General features: G+C 42.6%; 20 protein-coding genes. 9 read left to right on the top strand and 11 right to left on the bottom strand.

Annotated features, from left to right (window positions below):
• Positions 1-2: 2 nt before the first annotated feature.
• The 6 genes from E0H94_RS05130 to dxs form a co-directional block, all read right to left on the bottom strand.
• Positions 3-671 (bottom strand): outer membrane lipid asymmetry maintenance protein MlaD, encoded by a 669-nt coding sequence (locus E0H94_RS05130; RefSeq protein WP_131325426.1) that lies wholly within the window; start codon positions 669-671, stop codon positions 3-5.
• Entirely contained in the window at positions 671-1,450 is a 780-nt protein-coding gene (gene mlaE / locus E0H94_RS05135; protein ID WP_131325427.1) for a lipid asymmetry maintenance ABC transporter permease subunit MlaE, read from the bottom strand. The genes E0H94_RS05130 and mlaE overlap by 1 nt, the downstream gene beginning before the upstream one ends.
• A complete protein-coding gene (locus tag E0H94_RS05140; RefSeq protein ID WP_131264531.1) occupies positions 1,447-2,265 on the bottom strand; it encodes an ABC transporter ATP-binding protein in 819 nt (272 codons plus the stop codon). The genes mlaE and E0H94_RS05140 overlap by 4 nt, the downstream gene beginning before the upstream one ends.
• Before the next feature lie 404 nt (positions 2,266-2,669).
• Positions 2,670-4,583, bottom strand: coding sequence for a DEAD/DEAH box helicase (locus E0H94_RS05145; RefSeq protein WP_131325428.1), 1,914 nt, complete (start codon positions 4,581-4,583; stop codon positions 2,670-2,672).
• Between the two features lie 437 nt (positions 4,584-5,020).
• The gene (locus E0H94_RS05150) at positions 5,021-5,851 is read right to left on the bottom strand and encodes an inositol monophosphatase family protein (RefSeq protein ID WP_116761081.1); all 831 of its coding nucleotides are present in this window, start codon (positions 5,849-5,851) and stop codon (positions 5,021-5,023) included.
• 116 nt (positions 5,852-5,967) lie between these two features.
• The gene (dxs, locus tag E0H94_RS05155) at positions 5,968-7,875 is read right to left on the bottom strand and encodes a 1-deoxy-D-xylulose-5-phosphate synthase (RefSeq protein ID WP_131325429.1); all 1,908 of its coding nucleotides are present in this window, start codon (positions 7,873-7,875) and stop codon (positions 5,968-5,970) included.
• A gap of 302 nt (positions 7,876-8,177) precedes the next feature.
• On the opposite strand from dxs, the gene ribA reads away from it, so the two are divergent.
• A complete protein-coding gene (gene ribA / locus E0H94_RS05160) occupies positions 8,178-8,780 on the top strand; it encodes a GTP cyclohydrolase II (RefSeq protein WP_131325430.1) in 603 nt (200 codons plus the stop codon).
• Positions 8,781-8,834: 54 nt separating this feature from the next.
• On the opposite strand, the gene hemN is transcribed toward ribA, so the two are convergent.
• Positions 8,835-10,205, bottom strand: coding sequence for an oxygen-independent coproporphyrinogen III oxidase (gene hemN, locus E0H94_RS05165; RefSeq protein WP_131325431.1), 1,371 nt, complete (start codon positions 10,203-10,205; stop codon positions 8,835-8,837).
• A gap of 233 nt (positions 10,206-10,438) precedes the next feature.
• Between hemN and hemF the strand changes: the two genes are divergently transcribed.
• The 3 genes from hemF (at position 10,439) to aroE (ending at position 12,759) form a co-directional block, all read left to right on the top strand.
• On the top strand, positions 10,439-11,380 hold the full coding sequence (hemF, locus tag E0H94_RS05170; protein ID WP_131325432.1) for an oxygen-dependent coproporphyrinogen oxidase: 942 nt from the start codon (positions 10,439-10,441) through the stop codon (positions 11,378-11,380).
• Positions 11,381-11,664: 284 nt separating this feature from the next.
• A complete protein-coding gene (locus tag E0H94_RS05175) occupies positions 11,665-11,871 on the top strand; it encodes a hypothetical protein (protein ID WP_016168637.1) in 207 nt (68 codons plus the stop codon).
• Positions 11,872-11,967: 96 nt separating this feature from the next.
• On the top strand, positions 11,968-12,759 hold the full coding sequence (aroE, locus tag E0H94_RS05180; RefSeq protein ID WP_131325433.1) for a shikimate dehydrogenase: 792 nt from the start codon (positions 11,968-11,970) through the stop codon (positions 12,757-12,759).
• 68 nt (positions 12,760-12,827) lie between these two features.
• Here aroE and E0H94_RS05185 read toward each other — a convergent pair whose 3' ends face one another.
• Positions 12,828-15,212: a hypothetical protein gene (locus E0H94_RS05185; RefSeq protein WP_131325434.1), complete on the bottom strand. Its 2,385-nt coding sequence runs from the start codon at positions 15,210-15,212 to the stop codon at positions 12,828-12,830.
• Positions 15,213-15,453: 241 nt separating this feature from the next.
• Here E0H94_RS05185 and E0H94_RS05190 point away from each other — a divergent pair, with 241 nt between their 5' ends.
• Positions 15,454-17,277 (top strand): acyl-CoA dehydrogenase C-terminal domain-containing protein, encoded by a 1,824-nt coding sequence (locus E0H94_RS05190; RefSeq protein ID WP_131325435.1) that lies wholly within the window; start codon positions 15,454-15,456, stop codon positions 17,275-17,277.
• A gap of 41 nt (positions 17,278-17,318) precedes the next feature.
• On the opposite strand, the gene E0H94_RS05195 is transcribed toward E0H94_RS05190, so the two are convergent.
• Both E0H94_RS05195 and hemW read right to left on the bottom strand, forming a co-directional pair.
• A complete protein-coding gene (locus E0H94_RS05195; protein ID WP_131325436.1) occupies positions 17,319-18,254 on the bottom strand; it encodes an acyltransferase family protein in 936 nt (311 codons plus the stop codon).
• Between the two features lie 38 nt (positions 18,255-18,292).
• A complete protein-coding gene (gene hemW, locus E0H94_RS05200) occupies positions 18,293-19,447 on the bottom strand; it encodes a radical SAM family heme chaperone HemW (RefSeq protein WP_131325437.1) in 1,155 nt (384 codons plus the stop codon).
• Positions 19,448-19,571: 124 nt separating this feature from the next.
• On the opposite strand from hemW, the gene E0H94_RS05205 reads away from it, so the two are divergent.
• The 4 genes from E0H94_RS05205 to E0H94_RS05220 all read left to right on the top strand — a co-directional run bounded on the left by E0H94_RS05205 (position 19,572) and on the right by E0H94_RS05220 (position 23,393).
• Positions 19,572-20,033 carry a DMT family transporter gene (locus E0H94_RS05205; RefSeq protein WP_131325438.1) on the top strand — a complete coding sequence of 154 codons (462 nt, stop codon included), beginning with the start codon at positions 19,572-19,574 and terminating at the stop codon, positions 20,031-20,033.
• A gap of 92 nt (positions 20,034-20,125) precedes the next feature.
• The gene (locus E0H94_RS05210) at positions 20,126-21,424 is read left to right on the top strand and encodes an MATE family efflux transporter (protein ID WP_165495588.1); all 1,299 of its coding nucleotides are present in this window, start codon (positions 20,126-20,128) and stop codon (positions 21,422-21,424) included.
• Positions 21,425-21,736: 312 nt separating this feature from the next.
• Entirely contained in the window at positions 21,737-23,041 is a 1,305-nt protein-coding gene (locus E0H94_RS05215) for an ABC1 kinase family protein (protein ID WP_131325440.1), read from the top strand.
• Positions 23,042-23,138: 97 nt separating this feature from the next.
• Entirely contained in the window at positions 23,139-23,393 is a 255-nt protein-coding gene (locus E0H94_RS05220) for a type B 50S ribosomal protein L31 (protein WP_131325441.1), read from the top strand.
• 91 nt (positions 23,394-23,484) lie between these two features.
• Here the strand turns inward: E0H94_RS05220 and crcB are convergent, their stop codons facing one another.
• Complete coding sequence (crcB, locus tag E0H94_RS05225) at positions 23,485-23,868, bottom strand: fluoride efflux transporter CrcB (protein ID WP_131325442.1); 384 nt, start codon at positions 23,866-23,868, stop codon at positions 23,485-23,487.
• Between the last annotated feature and the right edge of the window lie 103 nt (positions 23,869-23,971).

A 23,971-nucleotide genomic window follows, 5' to 3' on the forward strand; every position in this document is an offset into this window, starting at 1 on the left:
AATTACTCAACAAATGCCGGTTCAGCATCTGTTTTCTCAGTTGGTGCCTCAGCTTCTGCTGATGGGGTCGATGACTTACCAGCACCTGCTGTAATAAATTTACTAATTAAATCTTCAAGATCCATCGTACCTTGAGTATTGGCAATCGATGCACCGCGCTTAACATAATTTAAGCCACCACCTGGAACAACTTTCAAATACTTCTCACCCAACAAACCATTGGTTGCTACCATTATGTAAGCATCTTCATCAATACTGGTGATGGATTTCATGTTCGCAATAAGTTGCTGTTCCATTTCTTTTTGTTTCGCTGGTGTCGCTTCCGTATATGCTGTGCTATAGCGCAACTCATCTAACGCATTGGTTTCAACCGTTTTCAACTGTTCTTCGTTAAAAGACGTTAACTTGCCATCCAACTCAAACTGCACGGTTGCCAAACGCGTAACGGGATCTAAGGTAATATCCGTCACACGACCAATGGTCACACCGCTCATGGTGACTTTAGCGCGAGGCTTTAAGCCGTTCACATTATCAAATTGTGCCGTCATGCTATAGGCATCACGTAAGTTGGTGCCGACTAAGCCACTCACTTTCATTGCCAAGAAAAACAATGCAACACCGAAGACAATGACAAATAATCCTACGGCCAGCTCACTTGTACGTGATTTCATTAAACCCCTCCGAACATGACCGCAGTCAACACAAAATCAAAACCTAATACACAAAGCGATGAATACACCACAGTACGCGTTGTGGATGTCGCAATACCTTCCGATGTTGGTACACAGGTATAACCTTGATAAACCGCAATCCAAGTACACAAAATGGCAAAAACAATACTCTTAATAATCGTGCCATTAAAGATATCTTTATGGAATTGCACATTACTTTGCATGCCACTCCAGAAAGAACCTTCATCTACGCCCAGAAAATCTACGCCGACCATTTTACCGCCAATAATACCAATCGCAGCAAACACCACACTCAACATCGGCAAGCTGAAAATCCCAGCCCATAAGCGTGGTGAAACAATACGTTTTAAGGGATCAACCCCGATCATTTCCATACTGGACAACTGCTCTGTGGCTTTCATTAACCCAATTTCTGCAGTCAGTGCAGAACCTGCACGCCCAGCAAACAATAATGCCGCAACGACAGGGGCCAATTCACGCAACAGGGTTAACGACACCATGGTGCCCAACATGGCTTCTGAACCAATGTTGACCAAAATGGAATAGCCTTGGAGACCTAAAACCAAACCAATGAACAAACCCGACACCGAAATAATCAGTAAGGACATCACCCCGACACGGTACATTTGGTAAACAAACAGTTTGACCCCTAACCATGTCGGCATTGAGCATAGAATTTGCAACAACATGATGGTTGCAACACCGACACCCTGAACACTTTGAATAACGCGTCTACCTAATGAGGCAATAGCATTCATGCACGAACCTCGCCTGCCAAATACGCTTGATGACTAAACTGATACTCTACAGGACCTTCAGCAGCCCCCGTAAGAAACTGACGTACAAATGGCGATGCATTGGCTTTCAACTCTGCTGGCGTGCCTTCACCTTGCACCTTCCCTTCTGCAACTACATAAATATAATCTGCAATAGAGAGGGTCTCTGATACATCATGCGACACAATAATTGTGGTCAGCTCTAATGCCTCACGCAGAGAACGAATTAATCGAGTGAGCACCCCTTTAACAATCGGGTCCTGACCGGCAAAAGGCTCATCATACATAATCAATTCTGGATCTAATGCAATGGCGCGTGCCAATGCTACACGTCGGTTCATCCCACCCGAAAGCTCAGAAGGCATGAGCTGCTCTGTTCCACGCAAGCCTACCGCTTCCAACTTTAGTGCGACCAATTCTGCAATCAAATGCTCAGGTAATTGGGTATGTGCACGTAAAGGAAATGCAACGTTTTCATAAACGCTCATATCGGTAAATAAAGCACCGCTTTGAAACAACATACCCATACGTGCGCGTGCCGCAAACAACTCATGTCGCGACATCTGCCCAATATCTTTACCGTCAAGTAGCACTTGCCCATGATCTGGGGTCAATTGTCCCCCAATTAAACGTAACAGGGTCGTTTTACCTGTTCCAGATGGCCCCATAATGGCGGTAATCTGACCACGTCGAATCTTCAGACTGACTTGTTCATAAATGATTCGTTCCCCTCGCTTAAAACTCAGATCTTTGACTTCAATCAAAGCTGAATTTTCAAGGGGTGCTTGATTATTCATAGCGGAGAAAGTTCCTGCAATTTTCCAGCACGCATACTATAAAGGATTGAACTATAAAATGTTACCTAGTTGCGTCGGGTAAACTGTGTGCAATTTGTTTTTTTAATTCTGTCATTTTAATTACATGAAACGACGCATACAGCATAAAAATTAGAACGCTGTGTTATATAAATTGAGCGTAAAAGAAATAGATCAGATTGCTCATAAAAAGAATAAAACTCAGATAAGGCATAACGACCTCTTTTAACGAGTACCCTAACATAGGTTGTTGTTCTATTTTGTTGCCCATATTTGTCATATTTCAACATAAATTTGACTTAGTATACATTTTTTAAACAGTAAACAAAATCTTTAAACATAAAAAAACCAGCGCATTGGCGCTGGTTTTTTTTAAAAGGTATGACTTAGTCGTTGAACTTACGACGTGGGCGGTCAAAACCACCTTCAGTACGTGGACGATCTGAATTAAATTCACGCTTAGGACGGTCTTCGCCACCAAAAGTACGCTTAGGACGATCTTCACCACCGAAAGTACGCTTAGGACGGTCATCACCAAACGAACGTTGTGGACGGTCGCCAAAACCACCTTCACGACGTGGCGCTGGACGATCACCAAAATCACGTTTTGGACGGTCACCAAAAGAACCTTCACGACGTGGTTTGTAGTCTACACGGTTACCGCGGTTGTCATCATTCGATTCAAAACGTGGCTTATCGTTGAAGCCGCCTTCGCGACGTGGACGGTCAGAGTTGAATTCACGCTTTGGACGATCATCAAAAGAACGTTGCGGACGATCACCGAAACCGCCTTCACGACGTGGTGCTGGACGATCACCAAAATCACGCTTTGGACGGTCATCAAAAGAACGTTGTGGACGATCACCGAAACCGCCTTCACGACGTGGACGATCATTATTAAACTCACGACGTGGACGATCTTCACCACCAAATGATGGACGATCACCACGAGGTTTGTCATCGTAACTACGACGTGGACGATCATCACCACCTTCGCGACGTTTAAAGTTGCTTTCGCCTTCGAAACGACGACCGCCACCGAAACCACCACGGCCGCCTTCACGACCACCACGGCCACGACCACCGCCATCACGGCCACGACCGCCACCATCACGACCACCGCGTGCAGGAGGTGGAGATGGCTCAAGACCTTCGATTTCAGATACTTCTAAACGAGCATCTAAATAATCTTCTAAAGCACGGATTTTACCGCGTTCACGGTAAGTTGCTAAAGTAATCGCTTTACCAGTACGGCCCGCACGACCTGTACGACCAATACGGTGTACATAGTCTTCGTTCTTCATTGGAAGACCGAAGTTGATTACGTGTGAAATTGTTGGTACGTCAAGACCACGTGCTGCAACGTCAGTTGCAACTAAGATTTTTGCACGACCTTCACGAATGCTACGTAAACGACGGTTACGCACGGTTTGTGGCATTGCACCATGAAGTGCAACCACTGAGTGACCTGCTTCAGCCAATTCTTCAGCAAGCATGTCCGTGTCTTCTTGAGTAGAAGCAAACACTACAGCTTGATCAAGATCTTCTTCACTCAACCAGTGAGTTAAAAGTTTTTTCTTGTGCTCGAAGCCATCAGTCCAGTGTAAAGTCTGAGTGATGTCTGTATTGGTAGAATGACCTGTTTCAATTGCAATACGCTCAGGATCATTCATCATGCGTTCAGCAAGTGTGATGATACGTGGTGCAAATGTTGCAGAGAACATTAAGGTTTGTTTACGGTTTGCCGCAAGATCGCTAATTGCTTCTAAGTCTTCAGAGAAACCTAGGTCAAGCATACGGTCAGCTTCGTCGACAATTAAGGCATCAACTTTGTCTAATTTAATTTGACGACGGTTCACAAGGTCAAGTAAACGACCTGGTGTTGCAACAACAACTTGCGCGCCTTTTAACTGTTGGATTTGCTTACCAAACGGCATACCACCCATGATCGCTGCAATACGTGCACCTTTCATGTGACGTACAAATGCAATTGCGTCTTGGCTTACTTGTTGCGCCAACTCACGTGTTGGGCAAAGAACTAAAATATTCGGTTGGGTAATTGCTTTCATGCGTTCTTTGAACGGAACGAAAGTCTCTTGATCTGCAAGTGCATTTAACGTTGGAAGTAAGAACGCCGCAGTTTTACCTGAACCTGTTTGGCTTGATACAAGAAGGTCTTTACCTTCTAAAGCTGCAGGAATCGATTGTTCCTGTACAGGCGTAGGAGAAGTAAAACCTAGGCTTTGTAAAGCTTGTTGTAACGATTCATGTAAAGAAAATTCAGCAAAAGTTTTGCTCATAGAGTTTTTCACCCGAAAATTGGGTGCTCCATTAAAATAAAGTCAGATGGACATCGGCAAAAAGCGGCACAGCAATAATCGCTGAAAATATAGAATCAGCGGCGATCCGAGAACGACGATGCGTATAACGCACATTTGATTACAGCCGCAACCTGAAGGAATCGCTTAAGCGATTGGGTGGGGCGCGAAATAATGTCCTCTCTTTGGACCGGACGCGCATACACAATGATAGAAGAGAATGTTCAGGTAATGAACGAAATTTAGTGCGTGGCGAGATTATAGCAGCATATTTTTAAAAGTCACCTATTTTAATCGACTTTTACCATTTTTTTACAAAATATTATTCAAAGATGCAATTAAGCCTTGGAATTCTATATCAAAAAAGCCCTCAATTTTGAGAGCTTTTTTTATCATCACTTGATCAGGTCATCATTCGACTACTTTGCAGCTTCGCCCCATGCTGGCACTACAGCCTGCATTAATGGCTTCAACATTTTCATTGAACATGCAAGTACTTGACCATTTTCCATAGAGTCGCTACCACCACGTGCATCAACCACAGTACCGCCCGCTTCTTTCACAATCAACTCGCCTGCTGCGATATCCCAAGGCTTTAGACCGAGTTCGAAATAAGCATCGAAACGACCCGCTGCTACATACGCCAAATCTAATGCTGCTGAACCTGTACGACGGTATTGCGCGCCAGCTTCAGTTACATTTAACAATGAAGCAAAATGATTTTTTGCATAAGAAATCACTTCACCATTACGTTTTGCGCGGTAAGCGTGTCCTACAGACATGAATGTATTTTCAAGGCTGTCTTTCACATTTACACGAATACGACGTTGGTTCATCATGGCACCACGACCACGACTGGCAGAGAACAATTCATCTTTCACAGGGTCATAAATTACGCCGTGTTGAGTAATGCCTTTATGTTGAACTGCAATAGAGATACAGAAGTGAGGAACACCGTTAATGAAGTTTAGAGTGCCATCAAGTGGGTCAATGATCCAACACCAATCTGCGTCGTGACCTTTGCCTTCTTGAAGGCCAAACTCTTCACCAAGGAAACTGTGGTTTTTATAGCTTTTACGTAGCGTATCGATGGTCAATTGTTCCAAATAACGGTCTACACGCGTTACTGGTCCATCAATTCCTTTTTCTTCGACTTGTAGATCAAGTTTATGACGATTTTGATGCGCTTTTAAAAGCTCTTGACCGACTGTTTGAGCCGCACGCGCAGCCATCACCACCATAGGTTCCATTGAACACCCACTACAAATTTGAAGATATTGATTAAAGAATAATGCATAAAAGCCCCTATATCTTAACAAATATAAGCGCTTTTAGGGAAAAAATGTTTTGAAAATTTAGCTTTTGATTAGCTTATATTTTGTACAAGCTTTAACCATACGGATTCTATTGATTTAACAATGCCTTGTGCATCCAAACCTGCTTGCTGCAACATTTGATTGTGTGTTGCCTGATGCATAAAGTTGTCAGCCAAACCTAAATTCAGCATAGGTTTAACAATCTGTGCTTGTGCCAAATATTCGTTGACTGCACTACCCGCACCTGCCATTACCGCATGTTCTTCCACTGTGACAAACAATTGAGTTTGATCCGCCAGACTGGACAACATCTGTTCATCTAAAGGTTTCACAAAGCGCATATTGACCACACGTACACCAACATCCAGTTGCTGTGCCAGACTATGTGCCGCTTCTACAGATGCAGCAACTCGACTACCAAAGGCCAAAATACTGATTTGTTCATCGGCAGTTTCGTTCAATTGCAAGATGATTTCAGCACGACCAATTTCAAGCTCAGTCATGTGCTGTTGTATTTCGACCCCTAAGCCATTCCCTCGTGGATAACGTACTGCTGCGGGTCCTGGATATAAATACGCGGTATGCAACATTTGACGGCATTCATTTTCATCTTTTGGTGCCATAATCACCATGTTTGGTACAGTGCGCATAAAGGCGTAGTCATAGGCACCTGCGTGGGTTGGACCATCTTCACCAACCAACCCTGCACGATCAATTCCGAATGTCACATCCAAATTTTGCAGAGCCACGTCATGAATCAACTGATCATAACCGCGCTGCAAGAAGGTGGAATAGATAGCGACCACAGGTTTTAAACCTTCGCACGCCATGCCCGCAGCTAAAGTCACCGCATGCTGTTCCGCAATCGCCACGTCAAAGAAACGTTCTGGATATTGCTGCGCAAACTTGACCATGCCTGAACCTTCGCACATGGCAGGTGTAATTGCCAGTAAACGCGAATCTTGTGCCGCTTGGTCACATAACCACTGACCAAATACATCTGAATATTTGGGCGCGGTTTGCGGCGTTACCTTGGCATTTATTTTGCTAATAGCATGGTATTTAATTTGTTCTGCTTCGGCAGCGGCAAAGCCCTTGCCTTTTTTGGTATAGACATGAATTAAACGTGGGCCACTGCGCTTTTTCAAAGCTTCAAATACGTGAGCCAATTCTTTGACATTATGACCATCAAAGGGTCCAAAATAATCAAAGCCAATCGCTTTAAATAGATTATCAGCGGCTTCCGTTGCGGATTGGTGCAACCGCGAATTGTACGACCATTTTGGATGCGGCTGAACATAGGCTTCACCCTGTTCTGAAATATGTACCGACTGACCACTTTCCCAAATTGCAGCCAAATGCTTGGCAAAACCACCGGTACTACACGAAATCGACATATCATTGTCGTTGAGCACCACCATCAAGTCGGCATTGTGAGCAACTGCATCATTCATGGCTTCAAAGGCCATGCCCGCAGTCATTGCACCATCACCCACAATCGCGACCACATCACAAGGATTTTGTTGGTAACGACGTGCCAAGGCCATCCCCAGCCCCGCAGAAATTGCGGTAGAAGAATGCCCGACCCCAAAGGTATCAAAAACCGATTCGTCACGTGCAGGAAATGCTGCTAGACCATCTTTAGCACGAATGGTGGTTAACAACTCACGACGACCTGTTAAAGCTTTATGTGGATAGGCTTGATGACCCACATCCCAAATTAGGCGATCATCTGGCGTGTTAAAACAATAATGCAGAGCAACTGTTAGCTCAATGACACCCAAGTTTGCGCCAAAATGTCCGCCGCTTTGCCCAGCTGCATACAAAATAAATTGACGTAACTCATCCGCCACTTGTGGTAGTTGATCACGCGCGAGCAAACGCAGTTGTTGTGGATGATCGATCGTATCCAGCAACGGTGTTACAGGGCGTTGAGTTGGTATTTCTGTATACAACATATGTGGCAAAGCCTTCTAAAGCCTGGCAAATCCTAAGCTAGGTAAATGGGTTACTCGATCATCGTGGGATGATATCACCTTCAATCAGCCACATTTCTGGCGATGCGTACTTGAGTACAAAACTCAATTGGCGTTTTTTGGTGCCTAGATTATCCTGAATAATATAGCTATTTATCAACTATTATCGTTCGCTTTCTACAAAAAAGAAAATCTTGCACACATTTTCAACGTGACTATTCTACTAATGTCCAAGCATTACGCTATACTTTAGTCAATTTATAAACTATTTAACGGGTTAAACAGTGCCTATAGAATTTGTCGCAACGTCTCGCCTTCCCACTGCTTTTGGTGAATTTAAAATTACGGTCTTCCAAGACCCGAAAACGGGTGAAGAACATGTGGCGCTCTCTAAAGGACTCGATACACCGCCAACGGGTCCAGTATTGGTTCGCATTCACTCAGAATGTTTGACTGGCGATGCGTTTGCCTCATTAAAATGTGACTGTGGCCCGCAATTACAAGCCACGCAAAAACTGATTAATGAAGTGGGACAAGGCGTCATTCTCTACTTGCGTCAGGAAGGTCGTGGCATTGGTCTTACCAATAAAATTCGCGCCTATGCCCTGCAAGATCAAGGACATGACACCGTCGATGCCAACCTTATGCTGAATTTACCTGCCGATGCACGTCGCTATGATATGTGTAGCATTATGTTGGATCATCTCAATATCAAAGAAGTTCACTTAGTGACCAATAATCCATTAAAGATTAAAGCATTAACCGATCTTGGCATTAATGTAATTGATCGTGTACCGTTAACGGTGGGTTTAAATCCATTCAATGAGGATTATTTAAAAACCAAGCATGAACGCATGGCACATATGTATAAAAAGGATGACTTTTAAGTCATCCTGCCCTGATTTGTTCGTACACTTTTCAATCAACCACACTAAAATCAGCTAGATGGTCATGGAGAAAATCCGGTTATTCGGCATTTTCCGACTTAAACGCAAATCGAATGCCATACAAATATTTCGCACAAAAGGTTTGCCTTGCTCAGTAATTTGAATGTGATCTGCTTCAATCGTTAACAAGCCATCTTTTTGCATTTCTTCCAGTTGCTGTAATACCTGTGGTAATTCTGGAAATGTCTGAGCTTTGTCCTGCCATGACGTCGTAAAGCTACACATTAAATTCAGAATATGTTGCCGAATGACCAAGTCTTCATCGCTTAAAATATGCCCACGATAGACAGGGATTTCATTTTGTTCTAGACGCGCATAATAATCTTCCAAAGTCTTTTCATTTTGCGCAAAGCTGTACCAACTATCACTGATGGACGAAAGCCCTAAACCAATCATGACCTGAGTTTTCGATGAGGTATACCCCATAAAATTACGGTGCAAATTTGCGTGCTGAAAGGCTTGATACATTTTGTCGTGTGACAAAGCAAAATGGTCCATGCCAATCTCATAATAACCCTGTGCCAGCAGTTTTTTCTTGCCCTCTTCATAGAGCTGACGTTTTAATTCATCTTTCGGGACATCCTGATCTTTAAAACCACGTTGCCCATTGCCCTTAATCCAAGGCACATGCGCATAACTATAAAATGCCAAGCGATCTGGACGTAATAGATTGGTTTGATCAATGGTATGTAATACATCGGCTAAATCTTGGAAAGGCAAGCCAAACACCAAATCATGCGAGATTGAGGTATAACCAATGTCCCGCGCCCAATCCGTCACTTGTTGGACATGAGTAAAGGGTTGAAGGCGATGAATGGCTTTTTGTACTTTTTCATTATAATCCTGTACCCCGTAGCTGACACGGCGAAAGCCCAAATCATACAAAGCTTGTAAATGTTCACGCGTGGTATTGTTCGGGTGCCCTTCAAAACTAAATTCATATTCTTCGGCAACTTCAGCTTTCGCCAAAATGCCTTGGATAAGTTGAGTTAAATGTTCGGCCGAAAAGAAAGTCGGAGTGCCACCGCCCAAATGAATTTCTTTGATGATGGGTTTTTCGACCAACAACTGACAGTACAGGTCCCATTCTGTTAACACCGCTTGGATGTAAGGCTGTTCCATCTCATGTTTTTTGGTGACACGTTTATGGCATCCACAAAAGGTACATAGACTTTCACAAAACGGCAGATGGATATACAAACTAATGCCTTCGCGAGCATTAGACTCATCAAATGCCCGTTTTAAACTTTGCTTCCACTGCGCCAAACTAAAATCTTGCTCTTCCCAATACGGCACAGTTGGATAACTGGTATAGCGTGGACCTGCAACATTGTACTTTTGAATAAGTGAATTGGCTTGAGTCATGGATGCCCCATCAGAATCGTTGCCTGATACAACAGGCTTGAGTCTCCTATTGTGCGGAGCTTAAATTCAGAATTCAACCCAGCCTTTTAGTCGGGATAATTTCTATGAGATCAGACAGATACTCCCCTTTAAACACACCACCCCACTCACCCAAATAAGAAAAAATCCTTAATTTTTTTATGATTTTATGTTACACGTTAAGGCAACTTTTATTATTTTTTTAGAGGGTTGAGATGCAGCATCCGACGTCCACAGATATTCAACGTGTTCGTGATTTTCTTCTCGATTTACAAGCCCGTATTTGCGCCAGTCTAGAACAACAAGAACGTGCTGGTGGTGGAACCGCTGAATTTATCATTGATGATTGGCAACGCCCTGAAGGCGGCGGCGGACGTTCACGCGTATTACAAAATGGTACGGTAATTGAGAAAGGTGGTGTGATGTTCTCGCACATCAATATTTCCAAACTACCTGCGTCTGCCACTGAACGCCATCCCACAATTGCAGGTGCAAAAGCCCAAGCCATGGGCGTGTCTTTAGTGATTCATCCTAAAAACCCCAATGTGCCGACTTCACATGCCAATGTCCGTTTATTCGTAGCGGAGCCTGAAGGACAAGACCCAATCTGGTGGTTTGGAGGTGGTTTTGACCTCACCCCATTTTATCCTAACCATGAAGATGTACTGTCTTGGCATCAAACGGCGTATGACTTATGTGCTCCATTTGGCGATGGCGTCTATGCCGAGCATAAGCAATGGTGTGATGACTATTTCTATTTAAAGCATCGTGATGAACAACGTGGTGTCGGTGGATTATTCTTTGATGATTTAAATCAATGGGACTTTGAAACCTGTTTTAACTACATTCAAGCCGTAGGCAATGGCTACCTTGAAGCCATCTTGCCCATTTTCCAAAAAAATCAAGATAAACCCTATACTGAAGCACAACGTGAATTCCAGCTTTACCGTCGTGGTCGTTATGTAGAATACAATCTGGTTTATGACCGTGGCACATTATTTGGGCTACAAACAGGCGGACGAATTGAATCGATTTTGGTCAGTTTGCCTAATTTAGCGGGTTGGTCATATCGCCCTGAATGGGAGGCAGACTCTGCCGAGAAAAAACTCACGGATTATTATTTAAAACCTCAAGATTGGCTCAATCTACTCAAATAGACACACGCACTTACAATTTTGAAACCTTAAGTACGCCCTTTTTAACCAGATCAGGGCGACTTATAGGTTAGATTTGTATAATTCCCTACAAACTCCCCGTAGAATGTCTTCTACAAAAATGTCTATTCTTTGCATTTATCAAAAATACTGTCACCGCTTTAAAACAGCATTTACGCTCTTTACGGTTTAAAAATACGTAAACTAAAAGAAGGTATTTTTAATATATTCATTTTAATGACATGAAAATCTCGTATCGTTCTGTGCTGTCATCTGAGGTCTCTAACATGTTCACAAAAAGAGTTAGTTCAACCATCATGGTTTTTTCTTGCTTTGCTATTGTCTTCCTGAGTTCAATCAGTACGACTATTTTTTCCGAAAGTGCATTCAATGATAACGCGTCGATCAGTATTGCCGTACTTGCAGCGATTGGCTTAGCCTTGACCACAGCCAAACTGATCTTTGATACGATTCACAATATTTGTAATCCATAAACACTTGATTTTCACCCCAGAAAAAATAGGTTAGCGCTTTAGCCGGAGTGCAATTTGCCGTATATTGAACGGCATTTCTCACATGGATTTTGTGCGATGAGCAAACAATTCGCTGTCATCGGCAACCCGATTGAACAGTCTCGTTCCCCTGAACTTCATCATGCCTTTGCAGCAAAAACGGGCATTGATCTCCACTACAGCAAACGCTTAGCCCCTCTAGATGGCTTTGAAGCCAGTGTGCAAGATTTTTTCGCTCAAGGGGGCTGTGGTATGAATGTCACTGTTCCATTTAAAGAGCAAGCCTTTGCGCAATGTCAGGTACTGACCGAACGCGCAAAAATTGCTAAAGCCGTCAATACGCTATGGATGCAAGATGGCATACTCTATGGCGACAATACCGATGGTCAAGGTCTGGTCGATGCCATACACGCCTTGGGTTGGTCACTCGCGCAAAGTCGCATCTTAATTTTAGGGGCGGGTGGAGCAACACGTGGCGTGATCTACCCCTTGGTACAAGCAGGTGCGAAAAAAATCGTGATCGCCAACCGTACCCTATCTCGGGCGGAACAATTGGTGACAGATTTACAGCAGCATGTGCCGCAAGCTGAACTCAGTGCGACAGCGCTCACCGCATTAACAGGAGAGTTTGATTTGGTGATTAATGCTACTTCTGCCAGTTTGAGTGGTGAAGCCTTAATCCTTCCAGAACAACTGATCTTTCAGCATGCCTATGAAATGGCGTACGGCAAACCTTCCAGTTTTCTTGATCAAGCCAAAGCACGCGGTATTCCAAGTTCTGAAGGTTTTGGCATGTTAGTCGGACAAGCCATTGAAGCTTTTTCAATTTGGAATGGGGTAAAGCCTGAGTTAAAAGATTTCCTTAAATGACTCAATAACCAATCCAAAACAAATAAAAAAGCCAACCGACTGGGGTTGGCTTTTTTTGATCTATCGCTTTATTTCAGGTGAGTCACCACAGCCACATAGGCTTTTTCATACAGATCATAATCCATAAAACCATCGTGGTCTTTGCTTAACTTGGCAATCGATTGCTCAGAAAGTTTATTCTTACGATCATCGGCAAAGGCTTGACCCAACACGGCTGCCGCACTTTTTAAGGTTGTGGTTTGCTCAGCATTCAGCTCATAGTCATCCTTAAATAACTCAATATAATAATCTGCAAAGACAGCTTGCGGCGTTTTATACTGCTGAATTCGCTTGTTCCATGCCTGATATTCTTTCGCACCTTCCGAAGCGTCCTGAACAATACGCGCAGCACGATAGCCCAACTCATCAAATTGGTCTGGCTCAAGCAATTTATGCTTGTCTTTGAGTGCATTTAAGCGTGTTAACGCTTTACCTTTCGGTTCTTCTAAACGGTCATTGAAACGGTAAGCGTAGACTTCTGCAATTTCATTTAATTCACTATTGCTATAGTGCTTCACCACTTCAGGACGGTTTGCAGACAGCATCAAAACGAATACGGATTGATAGGTTTTAATATAAGAACCCGTGTTCGCAAAGGTTTTTTCTGCCAAGTCCGACAACTGCTGATCAAAGCTCAAACGATCTGTCTGCTGCCCATCCACAGCACTTTCAGACATGCCTAACGATTTGGTAAAGCCTGTCACTACATTTTCTAGCATTGAGCCTTTGGTGACTTCCTCAACCGATTTGGCATCGCGTAACGCTTTTTTATCAATCGGGGTGGCATGTCCATAATTCGAAACCTGCATATCGACATGAATACCGAAATTACCAATCGTTTCATCAGCAAATTGTAATTGATACGCTAAATCTACCGCGCGACCTTGATCATCCAGCGCAACATCAATCGTGACTGGCATAGCCTGTCCACTCTCTGCTAAAGCAGCCTGAATTTCAGGCTGATGCTTGATCCATAGTGCTTTAAACGCTTGCACATCGGTCAATTTCTCGCTGACATACGGTTCAAAAATATGTTGTATCTCTTGCATCGCCAGCAAGTTTTTCTCAAGCGTAGAAGCAGAAGCCGTTGATTTCGTATTGTCTTGCACTGGTTGTAACAACTTGATGCCGTACATATCCTGACAGTAAGTCACATCACCTATTGCGAGATGTTTTTTACTGCCCAACAGTGCGTCACACGCCTGCTCCGATAAAAGTTGACTTGATGATGCTGTAGCAACCGCACCCGTAGCAACATCTTCCGCAGCAGCCTCTTCAACGGCGTCTCCCTGTGCTTCGGCAACATCTTCCGTATTCTCAGCGGTGTCGGCTGCATCTTGCTCTGGATATAACAACTCATCCAAACGATTGTTGATTAAGGTTGCAACACGCTCTGAAGATAAAGAAGCTTGTGTACTCACCGATGAACTACTTGCTGCAACCGCCGCTTCTGCCGCTTTTGCAGCCTCTTCTGCTGCTGTTGAAGCATCCTCACTGACAGCATCAGTTTCAACCAACCCCAAGACCTGCTGATTAAAGTACGGTTTATTGATTTGCTCAAAAGTATTCATTTGCAGGATTAAACTGCCCAAATCACCTTGGTAGCGAATTTTGTTGCGGATGCCCTGTTGTTTTTCTGATGCTGAGACATGCACACGCTGTAACTGTTTAGTATCTGCCAGTACATAAGGCAAAGCATTCATCTGTTTCAGGTAATCGACCAGTTTAGGTACGTTGACACGATCAAATTCTTGCTTGTATTTTGAAAAATCTAGATACGCATAAGATGCCTGACTGTCCTTATTGACCAAGTACGGCATGAAAGCGAAATAATTGGCATAGAACTTATAATTTTGAAAATCCACTACCATTGGGAGCTTGGCTTCAACCAGTAGCGTTGGTTTTTGATATTTGGCCACCAGATTTAACGAGGCCATTTTGTCTCGATAATGTACCGAACCATCATAGCTAATTTTTAAATCATTAATAAAATTCATCAGACCAGCCGCAACACGCGCGGACGATGAATCCGAACCTTTACCGTAAGCATACGGGTTTTGTTCCGTAACAATTGCCTCATACAAGGCCTGCTTTTCCTGTTTACTCAACGACAACTTTTGCTGTTTTAAGTACTGATCTAACTGCTTTTGAATGGCCGGGTTTAAATTCTGCGTTGAGTTCGAAGCTGATTGAGTGCTGGCAACTTTGCCTTTACTGGTATCGAACTGGAAACCCATGTTACCGCGATAATCGTAACTCGGATATTCATACATCGCATTGACGCCAGTGACCGCTTGTTGTTCCAAAGAGGTATTGGCCAAAGAAGATGCATTCGAATTGGATTTTATGACATGCTGAGAGCAACCGACCATGCTCAAACTTAAAAGACAGCAACTTAAATATTTTAAACGCATAGGTTTTTTTAAACCCCTTATTTATTTATACTTTAAGACATCAAGAAAATTGATTAAATGATCAAAAGACCGCAGATACTGTAGCAAAAAAATACAATATTTTGATAACAATTTTTACCTTAATTAGCCTTTCTGACATTTTTATTGGGCTACACTATCAATGTATTTTTTATAACTAATGTGAATAATCAAATTATCGATTCAGATAATCCAAAACTATTTTTAAATTAGGATTAATATCATGCCAGCATATAAAGCTCCTTTACATGACATTCGCTTTTTAATGAATGAAGTGTTTGACTACCCAGCACATTACAAAACTTTATCCAACGGCGAACTTGCTGATGCTGACACTGTAGACATGATTCTAGAAGGTGCAGCGGATTTCTGTGAAAACGTACTCTCTCCAATTAATCAATCTGGCGATGAAGAAGGCTGTCATTTTGACAATGGTGAAGTAAAAACCCCAAAAGGTTTTAAAGAAGCCTATGACCAATTTGTCCAAGGGGGTTGGCAAGGTTTGTCTTTCCCTGAAGAATTTGGCGGTCAGAATCTACCACAATCATTAAACCTGATTAAATCGGAAATGATGGGGACAGCAAACTGGTCATTCCAAATGTACCCAGGCTTAAGTGTTGGCTGTATGAACACCATTTTACAGTTTGGTACAGATGAACAAAAAAATCTGTATATGCCAAACTTAGTGGCAGGGACATGGTCAGGCACCATGTGTTTAACCGAGCCACAATGTGGTACAGATTTGGGGCAAGTAAAGACTAAGGCAGAACCAAATGCCGATGGCACTTATAGCATTTCAGGCACCAAAATCTTCATCTCTGCGGGCGAACAAGATTTAACGGAAAACATCATTCATATCGTGCTTGCGCGTCTTCCAGATGCGCCTGCTGGGACCAAAGGAATTTCTCTGTTCATTGTGCCTAAATTCTTGGTGAATGAGGACAGCAGCCTAGGTGAACGCAATCCTGTAAGCTGTGGTTCAATTGAACATAAAATGGGGATTCGCGCCTCTGCAACCTCAGTGTTGAACTTTGACAATGCTGTGGGTTATTTGATTGGTGAGCCAAACAAAGGCTTGCATGCCATGTTTACCTTTATGAATACTGCACGTATTGGTACAGCGATTCAAGGGATTGCACATGCGGAACTGTCTTTCCAAGGCGCACTACCATATGCCAAAGAACGCATGTCGATGCGTGCCCTTTCAGGCAAGAAAGATCCTGAAAAAGTCGCTGATGCCATCATTCACCATGCCGATGTCCGTCGCATGTTGTTGACTCAAAAAGCCATTGCTGAAGGCGGTCGTGCCATGATTTATCACGCTGCACAAATTGCCGATAAAATGGCGGATGCCTTGACTCTGGGTGATACAGCCGCTTTTGAAGCAGCAGATGATCATTTAGGATTTTATACCCCAATTTTAAAAGGTTTTCTGACCGAACTCGGCTTAGAAGCAGCCAACCATGGTATGCAAGTTTATGGTGGTCACGGTTATATTAAAGAATGGGGCATGGAGCAAATTGCACGTGATGCACGTATTGCAACTTTGTATGAAGGTACCACAGGTGTTCAAGCACTCGATTTAATTGGTCGTAAAGTTTTACTGACCTCAAAAGGTAAAGTGATTCGTGACTATACGGCTGAAATTTTGAAATTCTGTGGTCAACATGCACGCAACAAATACATGCGCCGTTTTGCGTGGGACTTAACCAAGCTTTGTGCACAGTGGAATACCTTGACTGTCCGCATTATGCTTGCAGCACGTAAAGACCGTGACATCGTATCAAGTGCTTCAGTAGACTTCCTCATGTTCTCGGGCTATGTGATGATGGCGTACTTCTGGGCACAACAAGCGGCTGTGGCTTCTGCCAAACTTGCAGCGGGTGAAGGTCAAGAAACCCCTGAATTCTATAAAGCCAAAATCAAAGTTGCTGACTTCTACTTTGAACGTTTGTTACCTCGCACACAAGGTCATGCTGAAGCGATGGTCAACCCTTCACGCACCATGACCTCGTTAGCTGCGGAACATTTTAGTTTTGATTACTAAGTCATGAATTTAATAAAAAAGACCGCTAAGACGGTCTTTTTTTATAACAAGTATTTTAGTTTTTTATTCATTTTCAGCAATATTAATCCAGCAAAGATTGAACATGCCAATACAGCCAAACTAAATAAGGTTTGTTGATTTAAAAAATAGCCTTTTAAATGGTAAATAAAAAAAGGATGAATTAAAAAAATGGCTGTCGATAAACTTGCCAACTCTTTATTTGTCCCCAGTATGTTTTTATTGAAAAAATATAGAAAAATAATTGGTGCGGCAATAAATAAGGAAAACATCTGATCCAGGCTTTCCTTCCGACTAATGAAAAAATAATTCGAGAGTGATTCTACGATCACTAAAAAAACTACAACAATGACATGCCAAAGCTTGATCGTTATTTTATTTTTAATTTTATCCTGACATTTATTCAGTAGAAAACCTAAAGTCAAAAAAGGGAAACTCACCAATAAAAAATTACGATGTACCGTGTATGTATTTAATTCAGTATCTATTTGACCCTGAAATAAATGTAAATTACCAACTTGCTGAAGCATAACCCCAAACAAAAATAAAACAGCACTCCCAATAAAAAGCTTTTCCGCATTTATTGCTCTACAGAAATATAAAATAGAGCCACCCAACAACACGCCCTGAATATACCAAAGCACATAATAACCATTATACAAAACAGAACGATTATAGGAAAAGCTTTGGGTCCACCATAGGGGTAAATAAAAAATCATCCAAACGGCATACAAAATAAAAATACGTTTCAGCCATGTTTTATATCTTTGGAGACTATTAATATAAACAAAATAATAGCCGGTAATGACTAAAAAAATAGGGACTGCTAGCCTAAATATTCCCTGCACGAAAACATGGCTTAAGAGTGTCGATAGATCATAAAAAATACGGGTATGTAAAAAAACCACAGCAATTGCTAAAATGACTTTCAAAATATCAATCGATAAATTTCTTTCCATTTTCTACTCATACACGTACATAAAGTTAAATTTTAAAATCAAAGAAACTCTTCCAAGACCGAATTTAAGAATACATGCCCCTGCTCGGTACATGCCAAACGGTTTATATCATCCGACATCAATTTTCGACTGCGCAGTGAATCTAAAGTTTCAGCTAAACTGTTTAGATTCAAACCTGTACGCTGCGCATAATTTTCAGCAGCAACCCCATCATTTAAACGCAACGCATTCATCATAAACTCAAACGGCAATTCATCTGCTTCAATCCGCTTAAACTGCACATGCTCCGCAGGGACTTTGGCTAAATAATCTTTCGGTAACCGAGTTTTTTGAAAACGGTATACCCCATCTGGCTGGGTAACTTTGGCATGGGCGCCTGCCCCAATCGCCAAGTAATCACCAAACTGCCAATAATTCAAATTATGTGCCGAGGGTAATTCCTTACGCCATGCCGAAACTTCATAGTTAATAAAGCCTTGTGCTTTTAAATAGGCTTCACCTTGAACTTGAATCTCTTCCAGTACGTCATCTACAGGTAAAATCGGTTGGGTTCTAAAAAAAACGGTATTCGGTTCAATGGTCAATTGATACCATGAAATATGCGTTGCACCATTTTCCACCGCCAGCTTTAAATCCAGTAAAGCCTGTTCTAAGGTTTGCTCTGGCAAACCATGCATTAAATCCACATTAATTCGCTGAAAGCCTGCATCACGCGCCAAACCAATCGCTGAAATCGCATCGGCATTGCTGTGAATTCGTCCCAACTTGGTTAAATGCTCGGTGTTAAAACTTTGTACCCCAATCGAGAGGCGATTAATGCCTGCCGTCAAATAATCAGCAAAAGGATCATGCTCGACCGTACCTGGATTGGCTTCTAAAGTTATTTCACAATCGGCCTCAAAAGGCAGCAAGGCTTTTAACTGGCTAAATAGCCATTGATAACCTTGCGCAGAAATCAGCGAGGGCGTTCCACCGCCAATAAACACGCTATGAATGGCTCGACCTTGAGCGAATTCAACTTGAGTCTTAAAGTCCTCAACCAAAGCCTGTAAATACTGTTGCTCCAAATCCAAAGACAGTTTGCCATCGGGTACTGCATGCGAGTTAAAATCGCAATACGGGCACTTACGCACACACCACGGCATGTGAATATATAAAGACAAGGGAATATTTGCAGGATGTAAATCAGCCAAGGAAAAGACTCTAAAGCACAGCGGTAATCTTGCATATTTTAACATGACTGCATCAAGACACTTATGAAATCTGTGTGTATTTGGATTAGACTGATAAAAAGACAAGAAGAATGAATGGTTTAAAATGATGAAAATATCGAGCCAGTTGCTGTTTTTCTTACCGCTTGCATTCGGTATTGGGATTGCCATGACCTTTCAAACCGCAATTAACAGCCAATTAAGAGAACATTTGCATTCACCACTTCAAGCGGCGTTGTTGTCATTTACTGTAGGAACAATGGTCTTAGCCCTGTTGGTACTGTTTCAACCCGTGCCTAAACCCAATTTACAAGATTTTTCCAGTATTCCTGGATACCTATGGCTGGGTGGATGCTTAGGGGTTTATGCCATCAGTATAAGCATCTATACTGCCCCTAAATTAGGTTTTCTCACGTTCTCAGGGTTGGTTATTTTTGGTCAAATCCTGACGTCAATGATTTTTGACCATTTGGGTCTACTTGGTACCGACAAAACGCCTGTGAATTGGCAGCGTTTACTTGGTGGCGTCGTAATTTTTATTGGTGTGCTTCTCACTTTACAACGCTAAATTTATTCTGACCAAGCACATAATGAAGATGAGTAATTTTTGTGTCGAATGTCATATCTACCCGCTATGAATTAAAACAACTTTTCCATTTGATGTTGCCTATTTTGATCACACAATTTGCCCAAGCTGGTTTGGGTCTGATTGATACCATTATGGCAGGACATTTATCTGCCACAGATTTGGCCGCCATTGCGGTCGGTGTGGGATTATGGATTCCTATCATGCTGCTATTTAGTGGCATTATGATTGCGACCACGCCACTGGTGGCAGAAGCCAAAGGTGCTCGTACACCTGAAAAAATTGCCACCATTGCCCGACAGTCCTTATGGGTCGCTTTTATTTTAGGAATGCTTGCAGGACTGATTTTACAGGTCATGCCCTTTTTACTACCGCTGTTTGGTGTACCTGAAAGCCTGCAACCCAAAGCCAGCCTGTTTTTACATGCGATTGGTTTTGGTATGCCTGCCGTGACCATGTATGCGGCGCTGCGGGGTTATTCCGAGGCTTTAGGTTATCCACGACCTGTAACCGCCATTAGCCTTTTGGCTTTGGTCGTGCTGATTCCGTTGAACTTTGTGTTTATGTATGGCTTAGGACCTGTGCCCGAATTGGGCAGTGCAGGCTGTGGTTTTGCAACAGCCATTTTACAGTGGCTCATGTTCCTGACCCTTGCGACGTATATTTTTAAAAGTAGTGCATATAAGTCGACACCAGTCTTTGCCCTATGGGAAAAGATAGACCCTTACTGGGTCAAACGTATTTTAAAATTGGGTTTACCGATTGGCTTAGCGATTTTCTTTGAAGTCAGTATTTTCAGTACCGCAGCCATTATTCTCAGTCCACTGGGCGATACCATTGTCGCCGCCCATCAAATTGCGATCTCGATTACCTCACAATTGTTTATGATTCCAATGTCCTTAGCCATTGCACTCACCATCCGCGTAGGAACCTATTATGGTGAGAAGAACTGGGCAGCCATGCGCAAAGTCCAATATCTCGGACTGGCAACAGGAACTGTTTTGGCGCTGATGACCATGTTGCTGCTCTGGGTGTTTCGCGCTGAAATTATTGCGATTTATACGTCGGACTACGATGTGGCACAAATTGCGATGTATTTGGTTTTGTTCGCAATTGCCTACCAACTTATGGATGCGTGGCAAGTCAGTGCCGCGGGGTGTTTACGTGGTATGCAAGACACCAAAGGTCCAATGTGGATTACCATGATTGCCTATTGGGTGGTGGCTTTCCCCGTGGGGATTTATTTGGCACGCTTTACCACCATGCAAGCAGCAGGCGTATGGGTCGGCTTGATTGTCGGTTTAAGTATTGCTTGTGTGCTGTTGCTCAGCCGTTTATATCTCAATAACCACCGTCTCAAACAGTCGGCTTAATCAATGCCTGTATTCCCTTGTAGCTCGAATGCAAGGGAATACACGCGCCTATTTTAGGCCTATCAATCTGTTGCTCCAATCAAAGTCGATACAGCTTTTCAATGTCCTATTGGTCTTTTTTCATCCCGTATTGCTGCCAAATGATCCAATATATTTGAGCCTTAAATACACCACAACAACCATAAAAGTTGAAGGTTTGAAGCAAAAATCCAAATATATTCACGCATTTTTAACAATTTAAAATAGGCAAACTTAGTTTTAACGCCTATGATCAAAAACACTCAAGATTAAGATCTTTCCGAGGTACACTGCATGGCCAAAACGACTCGCACACCTGGTCGTCGCTTTATGAAACTTGCCAGTATGACCGCAAGTATTGCCACCAAAACCGTGTCCAATTCGATTAGAAACTTTAATGCCGATGAAGAACAAAAAAATGCGGCACGTAGCCAGTTGTTTCAGGATATAGGTATTCAAATTGCAAACACACTCGGTGAGATGAAAGGCGCCGTGATGAAAGTCGGTCAAATTGCCTCACAATATAAAGATATTTTCCCGCCTGAAGTGTCACGAGCGATTGCCAAACTGCAACGCCAAGCCCCAGCCATGCATTTCGCCGAAATCAAAAAACAACTCGAAAAAGAACTGGGCAAACCTTTAGATCAAATCTTTAAACACTTTGATGAACAGCCTTTTGCGGCTGCTTCGATTGGTCAAGTGCATAAAGCCATCTTACCGCATGGTGAACAAGTGGTGGTAAAGGTGCAATATCCGGGGGTAGATGAAGCCTGTGAAAGTGACTTGAAACAAGTTCGACTGGCATTACGTCTTATGGGGGTTTTGAAGGTCGATCGCAAATTGCAGGATCGTTTATTTCAGGAAATTCAAACCAGCTTAGACAACGAGTTGAATTACCAGATTGAAGCGCAGAACTTAGAAGTCGCACGGACATTCCACGAGAAGCTCGACAGTAAAATTATTATTCCAAAAGTCTATCCTGACTATTCTTCTCGGCATGTCCTGACCTTAAGCCTAGAAGTTGGTGACAGTATTGAAACGGCCAGCACATGGTCACAACAGACCCGCAATGAATTAGGTCGACGTTTACTGCGGGCGATTGGGCAGGAAATTTTCTATCTGAAACGCTTTCACTGTGACCCGCATCCGGGCAACTTCGCCTTCCGTGAAGATGGCTGCGTGATTATTTATGATTACGGCGGTGTAAAAGTGCTGTCTAATGAAGTCGTGCATCATTTCAAACAATTAATCCAAGCCTCACGTCGACAGGATATTGCCGAAATTGAACAGCAACTGAATGCCTTACACGCCATTGCTGAACAAGGAAAATTCCCTGAACCACTGTATCAAGCGTGGTTAGAAGTATTGATGCGCCCGCTGACCACACATTATGATTTTGCAGAAAATTCAGCGCATCATGATGGCATGGAACTGGTGAAATCATCCCTGAAATATTGGGATGTATTTAAACCTTCTCCCGACACCTTAATGGTCAATCGCACCGTATCAGGACATTATTGGAATCTGATTCATTTAAAAGTAAATGACAATTTAAATGACGTCTTTGAAGAGCTTGTCCCTTCCCTACATAGCAAATAAAACGCCAAAAAAGACCAATAGCAATATCGGTCTTTTTATTTGGATTATTTATGTTATATTATAACATATCAATTAAGATTCAATAAGGAGTTCAACCATGCGTCCAAATATTCATCCCGAATATCGTGAAGTGCTGTTCCATGATACCAATGCCAATGCATATTTTATTATTGGCAGTACCATGCATACAGCGCAGCAAAAAGAATATCAGGGACAAGTATATCCTTATGTCAGCTTAGATATTTCTAGCGCCTCACATCCGTTTTATACAGGTGAAGTCCGTCAAGCCAGTAATGAAGGTCGCGTTGCCAGCTTCAATAAACGTTTTGCACGTTTTCAACGGAACCATTAAAAATTAATCTTGATTTAAGTTTGACGTTCTAGACTACAACTATTGAGAAGTCTAAGCCCCCTATCCTCCACTTAGACTTCTTTTTTTATGCTTAAGTTTTAAGCTGCAATAAATAGGAAAAAATAACATAGCCCACAGCCAGAAGAATCACCCCAATAATGACACTCGAAACGGCATAGCCAATTGCCCACAGGGCTTGTCCTTCACGCAATAAATTAAAGGTTTCTAAGCCGAAACTAGAAAATGTGGTAAAGCCTCCTAAGATGCCCACCATTAAAAATAAACGTGCATTATTCTGTAAAGCTGGATATTGCTGACTAAAGGCAAAAAATACACCTGCCAAAAAACAACCCAGCAAGTTAATGCACCACGTTGCCCACGGAAAGGTCGAACTGGACTTAATGAAATAGCTGCCCAAACCATAACGAAAAACAGCACCGATTGCACCACCCAGTGCCACTAATAGCCAATTCATGCCTACATGATCTACATTAAATAAACCCTGTTATCCTCCTCTCATCGCGTATTGTCAACGCTGCCCCTGATAAAATGAGAACGGAACCAACATAAAAAACATC

The organism is Acinetobacter sp. ANC 4173 (assembly GCF_004331255.1).
Classification (GTDB): Bacteria; Pseudomonadota; Gammaproteobacteria; order Pseudomonadales; family Moraxellaceae; genus Acinetobacter.

Excerpts from the sequence above, each read along its gene's own strand:
- E0H94_RS05130 (WP_131325426.1), bottom strand. The coding sequence starts at position 671 with ATGAAATCACGTACAAGTGAGCTGGCCGTAGGATTATTTGTCATTGTC.
- E0H94_RS05140 (WP_131264531.1), bottom strand. The coding sequence starts at position 2,265 with ATGAATAATCAAGCACCCCTTGAAAATTCAGCTTTGATTGAAGTCAAA.
- E0H94_RS05145 (WP_131325428.1), bottom strand. The coding sequence starts at position 4,583 with ATGAGCAAAACTTTTGCTGAATTTTCTTTACATGAATCGTTACAACAA.
- E0H94_RS05190 (WP_131325435.1), top strand. The coding sequence starts at position 15,454 with ATGCCAGCATATAAAGCTCCTTTACATGACATTCGCTTTTTAATGAAT.
- E0H94_RS05175 (WP_016168637.1), top strand. The coding sequence starts at position 11,665 with ATGTTCACAAAAAGAGTTAGTTCAACCATCATGGTTTTTTCTTGCTTT.
- crcB (WP_131325442.1), bottom strand. The coding sequence starts at position 23,868 with ATGAATTGGCTATTAGTGGCACTGGGTGGTGCAATCGGTGCTGTTTTT.
- E0H94_RS05205 (WP_131325438.1), top strand. The coding sequence starts at position 19,572 with ATGATGAAAATATCGAGCCAGTTGCTGTTTTTCTTACCGCTTGCATTC.
- E0H94_RS05185 (WP_131325434.1), bottom strand. The coding sequence starts at position 15,212 with ATGCGTTTAAAATATTTAAGTTGCTGTCTTTTAAGTTTGAGCATGGTC.
- hemN (WP_131325431.1), bottom strand. The coding sequence starts at position 10,205 with ATGACTCAAGCCAATTCACTTATTCAAAAGTACAATGTTGCAGGTCCA.
- dxs (WP_131325429.1), bottom strand. The coding sequence starts at position 7,875 with ATGTTGTATACAGAAATACCAACTCAACGCCCTGTAACACCGTTGCTG.
- E0H94_RS05195 (WP_131325436.1), bottom strand. The coding sequence starts at position 18,254 with ATGGAAAGAAATTTATCGATTGATATTTTGAAAGTCATTTTAGCAATT.
- E0H94_RS05210 (WP_165495588.1), top strand. The coding sequence starts at position 20,126 with ATGTTGCCTATTTTGATCACACAATTTGCCCAAGCTGGTTTGGGTCTG.
- aroE (WP_131325433.1), top strand. The coding sequence starts at position 11,968 with ATGAGCAAACAATTCGCTGTCATCGGCAACCCGATTGAACAGTCTCGT.
- E0H94_RS05220 (WP_131325441.1), top strand. The coding sequence starts at position 23,139 with ATGCGTCCAAATATTCATCCCGAATATCGTGAAGTGCTGTTCCATGAT.
- E0H94_RS05215 (WP_131325440.1), top strand. The coding sequence starts at position 21,737 with ATGGCCAAAACGACTCGCACACCTGGTCGTCGCTTTATGAAACTTGCC.
- hemF (WP_131325432.1), top strand. The coding sequence starts at position 10,439 with ATGCAGCATCCGACGTCCACAGATATTCAACGTGTTCGTGATTTTCTT.
- E0H94_RS05150 (WP_116761081.1), bottom strand. The coding sequence starts at position 5,851 with ATGGAACCTATGGTGGTGATGGCTGCGCGTGCGGCTCAAACAGTCGGT.
- mlaE (WP_131325427.1), bottom strand. The coding sequence starts at position 1,450 with ATGAATGCTATTGCCTCATTAGGTAGACGCGTTATTCAAAGTGTTCAG.